This is a genomic window from Janibacter sp. YB324 (assembly GCF_014217915.1).
GTDB classification, from domain to species: Bacteria; Actinomycetota; Actinomycetes; order Actinomycetales; family Dermatophilaceae; genus Janibacter; species Janibacter indicus.
In genome coordinates this window covers 123,658-138,740 of the sequence record NZ_CP060120.1, presented here as the reverse complement: position 1 = coordinate 138,740, position 15,083 = coordinate 123,658, and the positions used below count along the sequence as shown (strand labels likewise).

Genomic DNA, 15,083 nt, shown 5'->3' with positions numbered 1-15,083 from the left:
CGGGTCGGTCACGCCTCGAGCAGAGCAACTCCCGGGCCCTCGAGGTCGGCCGTCGCCACGTCACGCCCCGAGATCGCGAGCAGCAGCGCGAGGGCCGACCCGCGGACCTCAGGCCCGTCGCCCAGGGTGAGGTCGAGGTCGGTGGCCCGCAGCGTCACCCGCTCGGCGGTCTCGCGCGAGCCGCCGACCGAGGCCGGGGTCCGCGCCTGGTAGCGCAGCGCGCCCTCGATCGCCTCGGCGGAGTAGTCGTGCCAGATGCCAAGCGGCCGGCGGATGTCCTCGCCGTGAACGACCTCCTCGACGAGCCGGCTGTCGAGGGGAGCCAGCCGGGTGGGCGGCCCGGTGCGGCGCGCAGCGACCTCGCGCAGGCTGCTCAGGGTCTCGCGCGGCGTCGCCCCGCGGTGCCGGTCGACGCCCTGCTGGGTCATCCGCTCGAAGTCACCCCGGGCCCGCACCATCCCCATCACGAGGCCGAAGGGCGTGGCGAGCGCGTTGGCGACGAGGTGCGCCGCGACGTCGTGGACGCTCCACCCCTCGCACAGCGACGCCGTGCGCCACTGCTCGTCGTCGAGCCGCTCGAGGTCGGCGGCGAGCGCCGCGCGCTCCCCGTGGACGAGGTCCCACACATCGGTCATGGCCTCACCCTGACACGGCACCCGACAGCCTCCCCGGACCCCGGCCCCTGACGAAGGGGAGGTCCCGCGCCGAGCGCAGGACCTCCCCTTCGGCAGGTGTGGTGCGGGTCAGGCCGGGGCCGGGGTGACCGGACGGCCCTGCAGCACCCGCCACGTGTAGGCCGCCGCGATGGACAGCACCGGGACGGTGACGAGCAGCGCTAGGCCGAGGGTGCACAGCGAGACGATGATGATGAGGATGGCGAGGAGCGCCAGCAGCAGCGTCGGGCCGACGTTCTTCGTCGTGAAGTTGAAGCTCGCGACGATGCCGTCGACACCGGACTCGCCGTCGAGGACGGCCATGTTGGTGTAGTAGAGCAGGTAGGCCGCGACGATGCCGGGCAGGATGCACATGAGGGTGCCGACGAAGGTCACGATCATGACGATGATGCCCGCGAGCAGCGCCTGACCCCACGGGATGCGGGTGAACATCGCCCCCAAGTCGGTGCGTCCGGTGTCGACGACGTCGAGCGCTCCGCGCACCAGCGCCAGGCCGAGCACCCAGCTGATGAGGCCAGAGACGAAGCTCGTCATCAGCGAGATCAGCTGGTGGAGCAGGTAGTTCTCCGGCAGGCCGGTCACCGGGTCGATGGTGCTGCCGGTGCCGAGGAGGCTGCCGGTCGTCGCGAGGTTGGTGCCGAAGCTGATCGCCATGCTGATGACGAGCATCACGGCGGTGATGATCATGAAGGGGCCGACGTTCTTGGTGAAGAGCTGCCAGCCGTAGGTCAGCGCGTCCATCGGGCTGTACGGGGGCTGCATCCCGCCGAACTGGGGCGGCATGCTGCCACCGCCGTAGGGCTGCTGGCCCGGCTGGCTGCCGTAGGGCGACTGCGACCCGTAGGGCTGGCCGCCCTGCGGCTGGGAGCCCCCGTAGGGCGGCTGGCCACCGGATCCGGGCGGGGGCGGCGGCTGGTCGGGCGGGTACGGAGGCTGAGTCATGGCCCCACCCCATCGCATGTGGCGCAGCGCGGCAAGCAGCGACGCGGGGGAGGACTCCCCTCACCCCTCGACGAGCAGCTCCCGGGTGACGTCGGCGATCGTCGCCGCGCCCACCAGACCCATCGTCAGGTCGAGCTCGGCGAGCACGTTGTCGACCACCGCGCTGACCCCGGCCGCACCGTCGAGCGCCAGCCCGTAGACGTGCGGCCGACCGAGCAGGCAGGCATCGGCACCGAGGGCGAGTGCAACGAAGAGGTCCGCCCCGGAGCGCACCCCGCTGTCCATGAGCACGGTCGGCTCGGGCCCGACCGCCTCGCGCACGCGGACCAGCGCGTCGAGCGCCGCAATCGACCGGTCCACCTGCCGCCCACCGTGGTTGGAGACGACGACGGCGTCGACACCGGCGTCGAAGGCCCGCCGCGCATCGTCCTCGTGGAGGATCCCCTTGAGCACCACGGGCAGCCTGGTGCGCTCGCGCAGGGTCGCGATGTGCTCCCACGACAGCGCCGGGTTGGAGTAGATGTCGAGGAAGGTCTCGACCGCCGCTCGCGGCTCCGGCGAGCGCAGGTTGTCGCGGACCCCGCCGGGGTGCTCGCGGCTCATCGAGAGCAGGGTGCCGACTCCCCCCTTCGCCGCACGGGCCGCCTGCAGGGGCCGGCGCGGGTCGATCCCGAGCGACTGCGCGGCGCGCGCCCCGGCGGCGAGCCGCTCGCGGACCAGCTCCATGAAGCGGGGGTCGGACGTGTACTGGGCGATGCCCTGGCCACGGGCGAAGGGGAGCGACCCCAGGTCGAGATCCTGCGTGCGCCACCCGAGCATCGTCGTGTCGAGCGTGACGACGAGCGCCTGCGCCCATGCGGTCTCGGCCCGGCCGATCATCGAGTCGACGAGCTCCTCGTCGGTCGACCAGTAGAGCTGGTACCAGAAGGGGGTGCCGTCCATCGCCTGCGCCGTCTCCTCCATCGGCGAGCAGCCCTGGCAGGAGAAGACATAGGGCACGCCGCTGGCGTGCGCCCCCCGCGCGATGAGCAGGTCGGCGTCGTCGGTGACGAGCCCGGCGGCACCGACCGGGGCGAGGAGAAGCGGGGCGGCGAGCTCGGTGCCCAGGACCGTCGTCGTCAGGTCACGCGTCGTCGTCGCGTGGAGCATCCGCGGCACGACCTGCCAGCGGTCGAAGGCGGCCCGGTTGGCGCGCATCGTCGCGCCTCCCCCGGCTCCACCCGCGATGTAGGCCCAGGCCTTGCGGCTCAAGGCTGCTCGTGCGCGGCGCTCGAGCTCGTCGACGTCGGTCGGGACGGTGGGCGCGATGCCGAGGGCGCCGGGTCGGTAGATCGCGTCCTGACGGGCACGGCCGGGGGTGGGCTGGGGAGTCGTCATGAGCGCAGGCTAGGGCCCCGAAGCGGTGAGATCGGCCACAGCGAGGACCCCGTCCGGACCCTGACCTTTCGTTGACCTCATGGGCTTCTGGGGTGGTCGGCTTCTTCGGTGCCCGGGTGGGGATCGCCCTCGGTACGGCCTTCGCGGTGGGGGTCGTCCCCTTCGCCATCGGGGTCATCTCGCAGTACCCGGCACTGTCCGGCTCGCTCGCCGCTTACGCCGTCTCGACGATCGTCTGCGTCGTCATGTCGCTGGCCTCGCGCGAGGAGCCCTTCGACTTCGCCCTCATCTCCCGGCGGACCGGTGACTTCACCGACGACGAGTCGGCCGACGCCCAGCCCGCCGGCGACGACGACCCCGACCTCGAGCCCGCTCGCGCCTGACCCGGAAGGATCCACATGTCGATCTCTGCACTGACCCTCTACATCCTCGTCTGGCCCGTCATCGTGGCCGTGGTCCTCGCCGTCATCTGCGTGGCCTTCTACAAGGAGTGGCGCGCCGCCAAGGACGAGGGGCGCCGGATCATCTGACCGGTGGGGTGCTCGGCGCGCCACACTGGTGGCATGGCAGCGACGACGCGACCCGCCGTACCGGCCGACGCCTACCTCGTCGGGCGGCTGCTCCACGACTTCAACGTCGAGTTCAACGAGGAGACGACACCGAGCGCCGCAGACTTCGCCGGGCGCTTCGAGCACCTGCTGGCCCGCGACGACGTGCTCGTGCTGCTGGCCGAGGAGGGCGCTGCGCCCACGGGGTTCGCGTACCTGACGCTGCGCCCGACGCCCTACTACGACGGGCTGCTCGGCCAGCTCGAGGAGCTCTACGTCGTGCCGGAGCTGCGCGACCAGGGCATCGGCACGGTCCTGCTCACCACCGCCGTCGAGCGCATCGTGGCGAAGGGGGCCGCTGAGCTGCACATCAACGTCGACGAGGTCGACGTGGACACGCGCCGCTTCTACGAGCGCCACGGCTTCGTCAACGTCCACCCGGGCGCCGACTACCGCATGCTGTGCTACCTGCGCGAGCTGTGACCCCCGTGCGCTCGTCGGTCGTAGGGCTCGTCGCGACGATCGCGCTGACCCTGACCGCGTGCACCAACCCCGCGCCGGAGGCCGACCGGTGGCAGCCGGTCGACCTCCCCGGGGCTGGGCGGGTGGTCACCCTGACCGGGGCGGATGACGGGCTGCTCGTCGGCCGCTACGACGACAGCGCGCAAGAGCGGGCGTCGCTCACGGTCGTCGGGCCGGACGGCAGCAGCCGCCCGGTCGCGATGGAGACCCGCTGGGAGTGGGCCGGGCGGGAGGCGGAGCTGCTGTCCGTCAGCGAGCGCGAAGGGGAGGTCGTCGCCGTCGGCGGTCACCGCGCCGGCGCGCACGGCAACGTGCGCTGGACCGTGTGGAGCGGCGACCTCGACGAGGTCGTCGAGCAGCCGCAGCGGTTCGAGGTCTTCGGCGGCTGGGACGCTGGCGGGCTCACGGGCACGGCTCTCTCGCAAGCCGGTCCGGTGATCCTCGGCAGCTGGGCGGCGCGGAGCCGGCAGGGCCTCGACGTGGCCGTCTGGACCCGCGACGGCGACCGTTGGGCCCGACCGACGCGTCCGGGGACTCCTCTGGCGGCGACCGCCACCCGCCAGCCCTCCCCCGGTGCGGTGACCGACCTACCCGGCGGCGGCCTGCTGGCCGTGGGCTGGGTGACGGTGCTCGGCGACCGCATCCGTGACGAGGCGGTCCTGTGGACCGCCGCCGAGCCGGCCGGACCCTGGCGTGAGGTCTCGCTCCCTTCGACGGGGGCTGGGACCCAACGACCGATGGCGGTGGACTGCGCCGCCGACCACTGCGTCGTCGCCGGCAGCAGCGACGAGGACGTCGTCCTGTGGCGGGTCGCCCTCACCGACGACGGGCTGGCCCCGGCGCGGGCGCGGACGGTCCTGCCCGATGCCGTGCACTCTCCGGCGCCGACGATCCGGGCGGCGGCCGGAGACGTCGACACGGTCGCGCACGGCGAACCCGCGCGAGGCGAGCAACCCGGGACCACGCGGGTCGTGCGGGTGGGGACAGGCCCCGAGGAGCTGTCGGTCACGGAGCTCCCGGGCCGGCTGGCCGCGATCGCCACGGAGCCACGCGGCGCCGTCGTCGTCGCGACGACGACCGACGACCGCACCCGCACCTGGCGCCGCGCCCCCTGACCTCTGCATTGCCCTACGGCAATGCGGCCTGAGGGGTCGGGAGGCTGCATTGCCGTAGGGCAATGCAGAGTTGGGGCGGCCGGTCAGGCGGTGACGCCGTGGCGGCGCTGGTGGCGCAGACCGAGGGCTGTGCCGAGCAGGACGAGCACGATGGACGCGACGAGCACGCCCTCGTAGCCGATCCACGCGGCGGCGGTGAGCGCGATGGCGGCCGCGACGAAGGAGATCGCGAGCGCGAAGGAGGTCAGGGTCGTGAAGTCGCTGCCCGCCGAGTCGGGCCGGGCGAAGTCCATGTTGATCGTGTAGACGACGACATTGGCCACGGCATAGGCCGCCATGAAGGCGCACAGCGCGACGGTCGTCCACACCGTCGAGGTCTCGCCGAGGGCCAGCGGGAGCAGGCCGAGGGTCGCGACCGGGAGCAGCGCACCCCCGAGGACGAGCACCCGACGACGACCCCAGCGGGTGATGAGCGCGCCGGCACCGAGGGCGGCGAGCACCGCCGGGGCCGAGGCGATCGCGCCGGAGACGATGCCGATCTTGGTCAGGGACCAGCCGGCGTCGACGAGCGCGGGCGAGACGATCGCGTAGCCCACGGCGGCGCCGATGTAGTACAGCGGCACGACGACGAGCACCCAGCTGCGGCAACCGGGCTGGCCGAAGACCGTGAGCAGCTCGCGCAGCCCGGCGCGGCGCACGAGCACTTCGCGCTCCGGCTCGCGGAAGGCGATGACGACCCCGAGGGCCGTGGCGGTGAGCAGGGCGAGCAGCAGGATCGCCGGGACCCAGCCCCACTGGTCGTAGACGACGACGGCCAGACCGCCCCCGACGACGCTGCCGAGGTAGTTGCCGCCGACCTGGATGCCGTTGCCCAGCCCCCGGTCGCCGTCGCCGAGCAGGCGCACGGTGAGCGCGTCGGCGGCGATGTCCTGGGTGGCGGAGAAGACGACGAAGAGGGAGCAGATCGCGATGACCGGACCGAGGTGGTCGGCCGGCGTGACGAAGGGGGTGAGCGCCAGGAGCGTGATGACCAGCCCCAGCTGGAGCGGGACGAGCCACGAGCGGTAGTGACCGAAGCGGCGGCTGCCGAAGCGGTCGACCAGCGGGGCCCAGAGGAACTTCAGCGGCCAGATGAGCCCGATCGTCTGGATCAGGCCGAGCGTGGCGAGCGAGGTGCCGCCGTCGCGGAGGATCGCGACGAGCCCGATCGTGAGGAAGCCCACACCGAGGTACTGGGTGAAGTAGAGCGCGGTGATGAGCCGAAACCGCTCTGCGCCAAGGGATTCGGCGCCTCGGGTGACGGTCGGGGCAGTGGTGGTCACGGGGTTCTTCCTCGCGCTCGTGGGCAGGCGCCCGGGTAGGGGTCATCGCGCATCGGCAGTGATGCGCAGCGCCGCGGAACTCGACGAGCGAGGGCGACGCACGGCGGTTATGTTAGGCCAGCACTACCTAAGTTAGGTATCCCTTACTTCTAGGAGCATGCACGGTGAACCCCCACCTCCTGACGCACGAGACCGCCGACGACTACGTCCGCGGCATGGCGCGCGTGACGCAGCTCGTCGCGCAGCACCTCGCCGCGGACGCCCCCTCGACCGGGGCGACCGTCGCCGACCTCACCCCCGCCGTGGAGGGTGTCGATCTCGACCGGCCCGCTGCCGACCTCGACGCGGCGCTGGCCGAGGTGACCGACATCTACCTGCGCGACGCGATCTGGTTCCACCACCCCTCCTACGTCGCCCACCTCAACTGCCCCGTCGCCCTCCCCGCGGTGCTCGCCGAGGGCATCATCGCGGCGGTCAACACCTCGGTCGACACCTGGGACCAGAGCGCCGGCGGCACGCTCGTCGAGCAGCGCCTCATCCGCTGGACCGCCGGGCGCATCGGCTTCGGCGAGGGCGCGGACGGCGTCTTCACGAGCGGCGGCACGCAGTCCAACCTCCAGGGCCTGCTCCTCGCGCGCGGCGAGGCGGTCCGTCGAGCCGGGAGCGACGCCACCCTTCGAGTGCTCGCGACCGAGCACAGCCACTTCAGCGTCATCAAGGCCGCCCGGATCATGGGCCTGCACCCGAGCGCCGTCATCGCCGTGCCGACGGACGAGACCGGCGGCATGAGCACGGCCGCCCTCGCGGCCGAGCTCGACGGCATCCGGGAGCGCGGCGAGACGGCGATGGCCGTCGTCGCGACCGCGGGGACGACCGACCTCGGGGTCATCGACCCGATCTCGACGATCGCCGACCTGGCCGCAGCGCACGGCACCTGGCTCCACGTCGACGCTGCCTACGGCGGGGGGCTGCTGACCTCCCTTCGTCGTCGTCACCTGCTCGACGGCATCGAGCGCGCCGACTCGGTGACCGTCGACTTCCACAAGACCTTCTTCCAGCCGGTGAGCTCGAGCGCGATCGTCGTGCGCGACGGCGCCACGCTCGGCCACGTCACCCACCACGCCGACTACCTCAACCCGCGGACCGCGGTGACGCCCAACCAGGTCGACAAGTCGCTCCAGACCACGCGGCGCTTCGACGCGCTCAAGCTGTGGCTGACGCTGCGGGTCACCGGTGCCGATGCCGTCGGCGAGATGTTCGACGAGGTCATCGACCGCGCCCACCGGGTGTGGGAGGTGCTGCGCGACGACGAGCGCTTCGAGGTCGCCGTCGAGCCCGTGCTCAGCACCGTGCTCCTGCGCTACCGGCCGAAGGGAGTCGGCGTCACCGAGGCCGACTCGCTCAACCCCCGCATCCGGCACGCCCTCCTCGACGACGGCTCGGCCATGGTCGCCGGCACGACGATCGACGGTCGGGCCTGGCTGAAGTTCACCCTGCTCAACCCGCAGACCTCGCTGGCGCACCTGCGCGAGATCATCGAGACGATCGCCACCACGGGTGAGGCGCTGCTGGCCGAGGACGCCCTCGACGAGCTGAGCCTCGCGGAGCTGGAGGTGGCGCGATGAAGGTGCACGACTTCGTCGGCATCGGCCTGGGGCCCTTCAACCTCGGGCTCGCCGCGCTGACCCACGACCTGCCTGACCTCGACGGGGTCTTCCTCGAGGCGCGCGACGAGTTCTCGTGGCACCCCGGGATGATGCTCGAGGGTGCGACGATCCAGGTGCCCTTCATGGCCGACCTGGTGACCATGGCCGACCCGACGAGCCGCTTCGGCTTCCTCAACCACCTCAAGCAGATCGGGCGGCTCTACCCCTTCTACATCCGGGAGAGCTTCTACCCCCTGCGCGCGGAGTACGACCAGTACTGCCGGTGGGTCGCCGACCAGCTCGACACGATCCGGTGGGGCCACGACGTGACCGCCGTCGAGCGCGAGGCCGACGGCACCTACCTCGTCACGGCCCGCCTCGGCGACGGGACGGTGACCTCCCTTCGCGCTCGTCATGTCGTGCTCGGCATCGGGACCGAGCCGACCGTGCCGCCGGTCGCGGAGGGACTCGCGGGGCCGGTGACCCACTCCGGCCACTACCTCGAGCACCGGGCGGCCCTGCAGGACAAGGAGTCCGTGACGATCATCGGCAGCGGGCAGTCCGCCGCCGAGATCTACCTCGATCTGCTCGCGGGGCTCCCCGAGCACGGCTACCACCTGACGTGGATCACCCGCTCGCCGCGGTTCTTCCCGATGGAGTACACCAAGCTCACGCTCGAGATGACCTCGCCGGAGTACGCCCGCTACTTCCGCGAGCTGCCGATGGAGCGGCGCGACGTGCTGCTGCGCGAGCAGCGCAACCTCTACAAGGGGATCAGCGGCGACCTCGTCGACCAGATCTACGACACGCTCTACCGGATCCGGGTCGAGACCGGTGCACCCGTGCCCACCACCCTGCTGACGAACAGCGAAGTGCGAGAGGCGAGCTGGGACGCGACCACGGGTCGCTACCTCCTCGGCGTGCACCACGAGGAGCAGGACGCCGCCGTCGAGGTGAGCAGCGAGGGCCTCGTCCTCGCCACCGGCTACCGTCCGCGCACCCCACACTTCCTCGCGCCCGTCGCTGACCGGATCCGGCGCGACGCCCGCGACCGCTACGACACCGGGGCCGACTACAGCGTCGACCTCGACGGAAGGATCTTCGTGCAGAACGCCGAGGAGCACACCCACTCCGTCCTCGCCCCCGACCTGGGCATGGGCGCCTACCGCAACTCCGTGATCATCAACGCGATCACGGGCCGTGAGGTCTACCCGGTGGAGGAGCGCATCGCCTTCCAGCACTTCGGTGTCGGGGAGATCGAGTCGCCGGTGGTGCGTGGCTTCGCGGCTTCCTTCGAGGCTCCTTCGTCGCACCTCAGGACACCGCCTTCGTCGCACCTCAGCCAGCGGGCGGCCTCCCCACTCGACGACCGGGGGACGGCGGAGGTGATGGCCCGATGAGCGACTTCGCGATGATCACGCCCGTCGGGCGGGTGACGATCGAGCCGGTCGTCCCCGCCGAGCACATCGAGCTGCTGCACGCGTGGGTGACGCACCCGAGGTCGGCCTTCTGGGGGATGCAGGGCTTCACCCTCGAGCAGTCGCGCGCGGCCTTCGACGAGATCGACGCCGACCCGCACCACGCGGCGTGGCTCGGCCGGGTCGACGGCGTCCCGACCTTCCTCACCGAGACCTACGACCCCGTCCACTCGGTCCTTGCCACCCACTACCGCGTCGAGCCCGGGCAGCTCGGCATGCACGTGCTCGTCGCGCCGACGGACGCCCCGGTGCACGGGATGACCTCGCAGGTCTTCCGCGCGGTGATGCACTTCTGCTTCCGCGACCCCTCGGTCACCGAGGTGGTCGTCGAGCCGGACGTGCGCAACCAGGCGATCCACGCAAAGAACGCCGCCGCCGGCTTCGTCGTCGATCGCCGAATCACCTTGTCGGACAAGGAGGCCCTGCTGAGCTTCTGCACGCTCGAGGCCTTCGCCGGCAGCGAGCTCGAGCGCGGGGGTGAGCGCCTCCCTTCGCCCGACGTCGCCCACCTCGAACCCGAGGTCATGGCGCGGGCCCACCGGCACGTCGCCGCCAAGGCGATCGGCGAGCTGACCCACGAGCGGGTGATCGCGCCCGAGCCGACCGCCGACGGGCGGTGGACGATCGCGGCGGGGGCGGCGACCTACACCTTCGCCGCGACCCGGCACGCGCTCGAGCACTGGCGGGTCGACCCGGCGAGCATCGAGCGCACCGTCGGTGGGCGGGTCACCGAGGTCGACGCCCTCGGCGTCGTCTCCGACCTGCACGAGGTGCTCGGCATCCCCGACCACCTGCGCTCGACCTATCTCGAGGAGCTGAGCGGCACGTTGGCGAGCTTGGCGCACAAGTGGCACCACGCGCGGCACACGAGCCGCGACCTCGTCGACGCCGACTTCCAGACGATCGAGTCCGCGATGACCGAGGGCCACCCCGCCTTCATCGCCAACAACGGCCGGATCGGCTTCTCCGCCACCGACCACGCGACCTACTCCCCCGAGGCGGCCGCCGACGTGCGACTGGAGTGGATCGCGGTGCGGCGCAACGTCGCCCACCTCTCCTTGGCCGAGGGTATGACGGAGGAGGACCTCTACGCGGGCGAGCTCGACCCTGCGGACCGGGAGCGGTTCTCCCTTCGCCTGGAGATGCTGGGGCTCGACCCCGCGGACTACCTGCTCATGCCGGTCCACCCGTGGCAGTGGGACCACAAGCTCGCGGTGACCTTCGCCGCGGACATTGCCCGGCGCGATGTCGTTCACCTCGGCCACACGCGGGACCGCTACCGCGCGCAGCAGTCGATCCGGACCTTCTTCAACACCGACCGTCCCGAGCGGCACTACGTCAAGACGGCGCTGGCGATCCAGAACATGGGCTTCCTGCGCGGGCTCTCGCCGAAGTACATGGAGGCGACGCCGGCGATCAACGACTGGGTGGCCGACGTCGTCGCCGGCGACCCGGAGCTCGCCGACTGCGGCTTCCGCGTGCTGCGCGAGGTCGCGGCGATCGGCTACACCGGCGATGCCTACCACCGCCTCGGGGTGCCCAACCCGCACACCAAGATAGTGGCCGCACTCTGGCGCGAATCGCCCGTGCCGAAGCTCGCTGCGGGACAACGGATCCAGTCCCTCACCGGGCTGCTGCATCGCGACGCCGAGGGCGCCGCGCTCATCACCGAGCTCATCGCAGCGAGCCCCATCGGCGCGCGCGAGTGGGTGCGGCGGATGCTGCGCGCCTACCTGCGGCCCGTCGTCCACTGCCTCGGCGTGCACGACCTGGCCTTCATGCCCCACGGCGAAAACCTCATCCTCGTGCTCGAGGACCACGTGCCCACCGGCGTCTTCATGAAGGACATCGGCGAGGAGGTCGTCGTCATGTCCGACCGCGAGCTGCCGCCCGAGGTCGAGCGCATCCGGCACGTCCTCGACCCGCAGGTGCAGTCGTTGTCGGTGCTCACCGACGTCATCGACGGGGTGCTGCGCTTCGTCGCCGAGATCCTCGCCGACGACGAGGTGCTCAACGGTGAGGACTTCTGGGCGCTCGTCGCCGAGTGCATCGCCGAGCACGCGGCCGACCACCCGCGGGCCGCGCGGCTGGACCTGCTGCGGGAGAGCTTCGAGCACTCGTGCCTCAACCGGCTGCAGCTGCGCAACACCCTGCAGATGGTCGACCTCACCGACCCTGAGGGCTCGCTCATCCGGGTCGGCGACCTCGCCAACCCACTCCACGCGCATTGCCCTACGGCAATGCACAGTCTTGACGTCGAAGGACTGCATTGCCGTAGGGCAATGCAGAGTTCTGGGGCCGGCGAAGGGGGCGTGGCCGGGTGAGCCGACGCTGGCGGGTGGAGCGGGATGCCCTCGGCATCCCGCTCTGCTGGGGGGAGACGCTCAACGACCTCGCCTACGCGCAGGGGCGCTCGGCGGCGATCGACCGGGCCTGGCAGATCGAGGTCGAGCGGCGGCGGTCCGAGGCGACCTCGGCGACGCTGCTCGGACCGTCCGACTGGGACGACTTCGCCGAGCGGGCCGACCTGGCCGGCATCGCGCGGGCCGCGGTCGCGGGTCTCGACGACGAGACGCTTGCCTGGGTGGACGCCTACGTCTCCGGGGTCAACGACGGTCTGGACGAAGGGGGTTCCCGCGCACCGGAGTTCGCCGCCACCGGCACGCAGCCGGAGCGCTGGGAGATGTGGTCACCGGCAGGCGTCTTCCTCGTCCAGCACGTGCTCATGGGCAACTTCGGTCACCTGCTGTGGCGCCGCCACGTCCGCGCGCAGCTCGGCGAGGACGCGCTCGACCTGCTGAGCCACGAGGGCGTGCCGCTCGGCGGCAGCAATGCCTGGGCGCTCACCGGGGCGCGCACTGCCACGGGCGCGCCGATGATCGCCGCCGATCCGCACCGCGTGCTCGAGGCCCCCGGGATCTACCAGCAGGTGCGTCTGGCCACGCCCGACATCGACGTGTCCGGGCTCGCCTTCGCGGGTGTGCCGGGGGTGCCGCACTTCGGTCACGCCGGCTCGGTCGCGTGGGCGGTGACCCATGCGATGGCGGACTACCAGCAGATCGCCCCTGACGCGGACCCTGTTGTCCCCCACCCGATCTCGCCCGCGGGCGTCGACGGCGACATCGGGCTGGCCACGATGCGCCGACTGCTCCTGGCGCGGACGGTCGACGACGTCGACATGGCCCTCGACGGCTGGGTCGAGCCGGTCAACGCCGTGGTCATCGCCGGCGCCGACGGTCGGGTCCGCGAGCGCGTCGCCGGCCGCCTCGTCACCATCGAGAGTTCGCATTCCCCCGGGGGAATGCAGATTCAGGTGGGGACGGTGGCGGCGCCGGCGGCCCGTCGGGACCTGGCGGACGGCGAGGTCGTCGTGCACGCCAACGACCGGCGCGCCTCGGTCGCGGCGCTCGGTGAGGAGTTCGCCGCGCCGCACCGAGCGCACCGGATCACCGAGCTCCTCGGCGGGCGCCCGACCTGGGACGTCGCCGGCCTCGCGGAGATCCAGACCGACACCCGGCTCGGCTCCTGGCCGACCTTCCAGACTCTCCTCGGCGGGGTCGCGGCCACCGGCCCCGCCGAGGAGCTGCGCCTGTGCCTGCTCGCCTGGGACGGGCACATGGACGCCGGCAGCCACGCCGCGGCCCTCTTCGCGGCCTGGCGCACCGAGCTCGTCCTCGCCGTCGCGGCCCACCCCCTGCTGGCCCCGATCCACGAACCCCCCGGTCTCGCAGCGCTCCTCGCGCCCTGGGTCGACCCCGTCGCCCGGGTCGGCGCCGGCATCGAGCGGATCGTGCACGTCGGGCCCGACTGGGGGCTGCCGCTCGACGAGCTCGCCGTACAGGCCCTCGTGCGCGTCGCGCAGGCCCCTGCCGACGACCGGACGTGGGGGGAGCGGCATGTCGCCCCCTTCGTCCGGGCGGCGCACACCGGCACGCCACCCAGCGGGCCGCTCGGCGGCGACGGCGACTGCGTGCTGGCCACGGCCGCCGCGCCCGGCCTGAGCGACCTGTGCTGGCGCGGGCCGGCCGCCCGACTCGTGTGGTCGCTCGACGGACCGAGCTCGTGGGTCGTGCCGCTCGGCGCCGACGGGCCAGCCGACTCACCGCACGCCCACGACCAGCACGACACCTGGTGCGCGGGCGACCTGCACACCCTGACCGACAAGGAGACGACATGACTGACCTGACCTTCCGCCCCCTTCGCCCGGAGGAGGACGCGCCCCTGGTCCACGCGTGGGTGACGCAGCCACGGGGACGCTTCTGGGGCATGGGCGACAAGAGCGTCGAGGAGGTGCGCGACATCTACGCCTTCGTCGACTCCCTCGAGGCGCACTGGGCGTGGATCGGCGAGAGCGAAGGGCGGCCGGTGGCGCTGGTGCAGACCTACGAGCCCGAGCACGACCCGGTCGCCGAGGCCTACGACGTGCAGCCGGGGGACGTGGGTGCGCACGTCTTCGTCGCGCCGGGCGAGGACGCGGCCGCGGTGGGGGTGGGCATCTACGAGTGGATCTTCAGCGACCCCGCGGTGCGCCGTCTCGTCGGTGAGCCCGACGCCGCCAACCGCGCTGTCCTGCACCGTCTGGAGCAGATCGGCTTCGAGCTCGGCGAGCGGGTGCGCGTGGGGGACAAGGACGCTCGCATGGTCTACCTGACCCGTGAGCGCTTCGAGTCGCTGGTGGGGGCCTGACTCCCGACCGTCGGTCATGGACAGCGCCCGCGTCCCCCGGCAGACTCACCGCATGGGGACACGCACACCCGCGCTCATCGCGGTCATCATCACCATGGCCTTCGGCCTCGGCTTCGCCTTCTTCGACGAGGTGCCACGGTGGTACCCGGTCGGGGGAGGCATCCTCGTCGCGGCCGCTTGGGTGGCCGTGGGCATGATCAACAACCGCGGCCCCAGGAGGGACCCATGAGCCAGCCGAGCTATTTCGCCCCGCCCCACACCGCCGTCACCTACCTGTCGAGCCCGCACGTGCCGACCGTCGTGCGCCTGGCCAAGGACGTCGCGCCCGACGGGATGCCGGCGATCTTTGACGAGACCTTCACCGCCCTCGTGCCGGCCCTGGCCGAGCAGGGCATCGAGATCGCCGGCCCGGCCTTCTCGCTGCACCACCGCATGCCGGGGGCGACGATGACCTTCGAGGTCGGCATGCCCGTGGCCGCGCCGCTCGACGGGGAGCTCGAGGCGGGCGGCATCACCTTCGTCCCGTCACAGCTGCCGGCGGCCGAGGTCGCGACGATCTCGCACCTCGGCGGCTACGACGGGCTCGGCGGGGCATGGGGTGACCTCATGCAGCGAGTCGCCTCCGACGGGCGTCAGCCGGGGCTGCCCTTCTGGGAGGTCTACGTCACCGAGCCCTCGCCCGACATGGACCCGAGCACGCTGCGCACCGACTTGGTGGTTCCCTACGGCGCCTGAGCCTGGGCTGCGAGGCTTCTGCGTCGCACCTCAGCCAG

General features: G+C 72.1%; 15 protein-coding genes. 11 read left to right on the top strand and 4 right to left on the bottom strand.

All coding sequences use genetic code 11. The features are described 5' to 3' along the window. Nucleotides 1-8: 8 nt before the first annotated feature. From H7A72_RS00705 to H7A72_RS00695, 3 genes are all read right to left on the bottom strand, one after another. On the bottom strand, nt 9-635 hold the full coding sequence (locus tag H7A72_RS00705) for a maleylpyruvate isomerase family mycothiol-dependent enzyme (protein WP_185221303.1): 627 nt from the start codon (nt 633-635) through the stop codon (nt 9-11). Nucleotides 636-743: 108 nt separating this feature from the next. Further along, nucleotides 744-1,616 carry a hypothetical protein gene (locus tag H7A72_RS00700; RefSeq protein ID WP_185221302.1) on the bottom strand — a complete coding sequence of 291 codons (873 nt, stop codon included), beginning with the start codon at nt 1,614-1,616 and terminating at the stop codon, nt 744-746. Nucleotides 1,617-1,676: 60 nt separating this feature from the next. Beyond that, nucleotides 1,677-2,993: an alpha-hydroxy-acid oxidizing protein gene (locus H7A72_RS00695; protein WP_185221301.1), complete on the bottom strand. Its 1,317-nt coding sequence runs from the start codon at nt 2,991-2,993 to the stop codon at nt 1,677-1,679. A gap of 92 nt (nt 2,994-3,085) precedes the next feature. Here H7A72_RS00695 and H7A72_RS00690 point away from each other — a divergent pair, with 92 nt between their 5' ends. From H7A72_RS00690 to H7A72_RS00680, 4 genes are read left to right on the top strand one after another with little or no spacing between them, the layout of a single operon-like run. Next, complete coding sequence (locus tag H7A72_RS00690) at nt 3,086-3,376, top strand: hypothetical protein (protein ID WP_185221300.1); 291 nt, start codon at nt 3,086-3,088, stop codon at nt 3,374-3,376. A gap of 15 nt (nt 3,377-3,391) precedes the next feature. After that, entirely contained in the window at nt 3,392-3,523 is a 132-nt protein-coding gene (locus H7A72_RS16540) for a putative transporter small subunit (RefSeq protein ID WP_223277713.1), read from the top strand. A gap of 33 nt (nt 3,524-3,556) precedes the next feature. Then, a complete protein-coding gene (locus H7A72_RS00685; RefSeq protein WP_185221299.1) occupies nt 3,557-4,024 on the top strand; it encodes a GNAT family N-acetyltransferase in 468 nt (155 codons plus the stop codon). A 5-nt stretch (nt 4,025-4,029) separates the two neighbouring features. Next, entirely contained in the window at nt 4,030-5,178 is a 1,149-nt protein-coding gene (locus H7A72_RS00680) for a hypothetical protein (RefSeq protein WP_185221298.1), read from the top strand. Nucleotides 5,179-5,261: 83 nt separating this feature from the next. On the opposite strand, the gene H7A72_RS00675 is transcribed toward H7A72_RS00680, so the two are convergent. Continuing rightward, complete coding sequence (locus H7A72_RS00675) at nt 5,262-6,500, bottom strand: MFS transporter (RefSeq protein ID WP_185221297.1); 1,239 nt, start codon at nt 6,498-6,500, stop codon at nt 5,262-5,264. Nucleotides 6,501-6,664: 164 nt separating this feature from the next. Here H7A72_RS00675 and H7A72_RS00670 point away from each other — a divergent pair, with 164 nt between their 5' ends. From H7A72_RS00670 to H7A72_RS00640, 7 genes are read left to right on the top strand one after another with little or no spacing between them, the layout of a single operon-like run. Then, nucleotides 6,665-8,125, top strand: a complete 1,461-nt coding sequence (locus H7A72_RS00670; RefSeq protein WP_185221296.1) for an aspartate aminotransferase family protein — start codon at nt 6,665-6,667, stop codon at nt 8,123-8,125. Beyond that, nucleotides 8,122-9,546, top strand: a complete 1,425-nt coding sequence (locus tag H7A72_RS00665; protein WP_185221295.1) for a lysine N(6)-hydroxylase/L-ornithine N(5)-oxygenase family protein — start codon at nt 8,122-8,124, stop codon at nt 9,544-9,546. The genes H7A72_RS00670 and H7A72_RS00665 overlap by 4 nt, the downstream gene beginning before the upstream one ends. Next, the gene (locus H7A72_RS00660) at nt 9,543-11,948 is read left to right on the top strand and encodes a GNAT family N-acetyltransferase (protein ID WP_185221294.1); all 2,406 of its coding nucleotides are present in this window, start codon (nt 9,543-9,545) and stop codon (nt 11,946-11,948) included. Before H7A72_RS00665 ends, H7A72_RS00660 begins: the two co-directional genes overlap by 4 nt. Then, entirely contained in the window at nt 11,945-13,801 is a 1,857-nt protein-coding gene (locus tag H7A72_RS00655) for a penicillin acylase family protein (protein WP_185221293.1), read from the top strand. Before H7A72_RS00660 ends, H7A72_RS00655 begins: the two co-directional genes overlap by 4 nt. Beyond that, nucleotides 13,798-14,310 (top strand): GNAT family N-acetyltransferase, encoded by a 513-nt coding sequence (locus tag H7A72_RS00650; RefSeq protein WP_185221292.1) that lies wholly within the window; start codon nt 13,798-13,800, stop codon nt 14,308-14,310. Before H7A72_RS00655 ends, H7A72_RS00650 begins: the two co-directional genes overlap by 4 nt. 52 nt (nt 14,311-14,362) lie before the next feature. Then, complete coding sequence (locus tag H7A72_RS00645) at nt 14,363-14,539, top strand: hypothetical protein (RefSeq protein ID WP_185221291.1); 177 nt, start codon at nt 14,363-14,365, stop codon at nt 14,537-14,539. Next, on the top strand, nt 14,536-15,045 hold the full coding sequence (locus H7A72_RS00640; protein ID WP_185221290.1) for a GyrI-like domain-containing protein: 510 nt from the start codon (nt 14,536-14,538) through the stop codon (nt 15,043-15,045). Before H7A72_RS00645 ends, H7A72_RS00640 begins: the two co-directional genes overlap by 4 nt. The last annotated feature ends 38 nt before the right edge of the window (nt 15,046-15,083 follow it).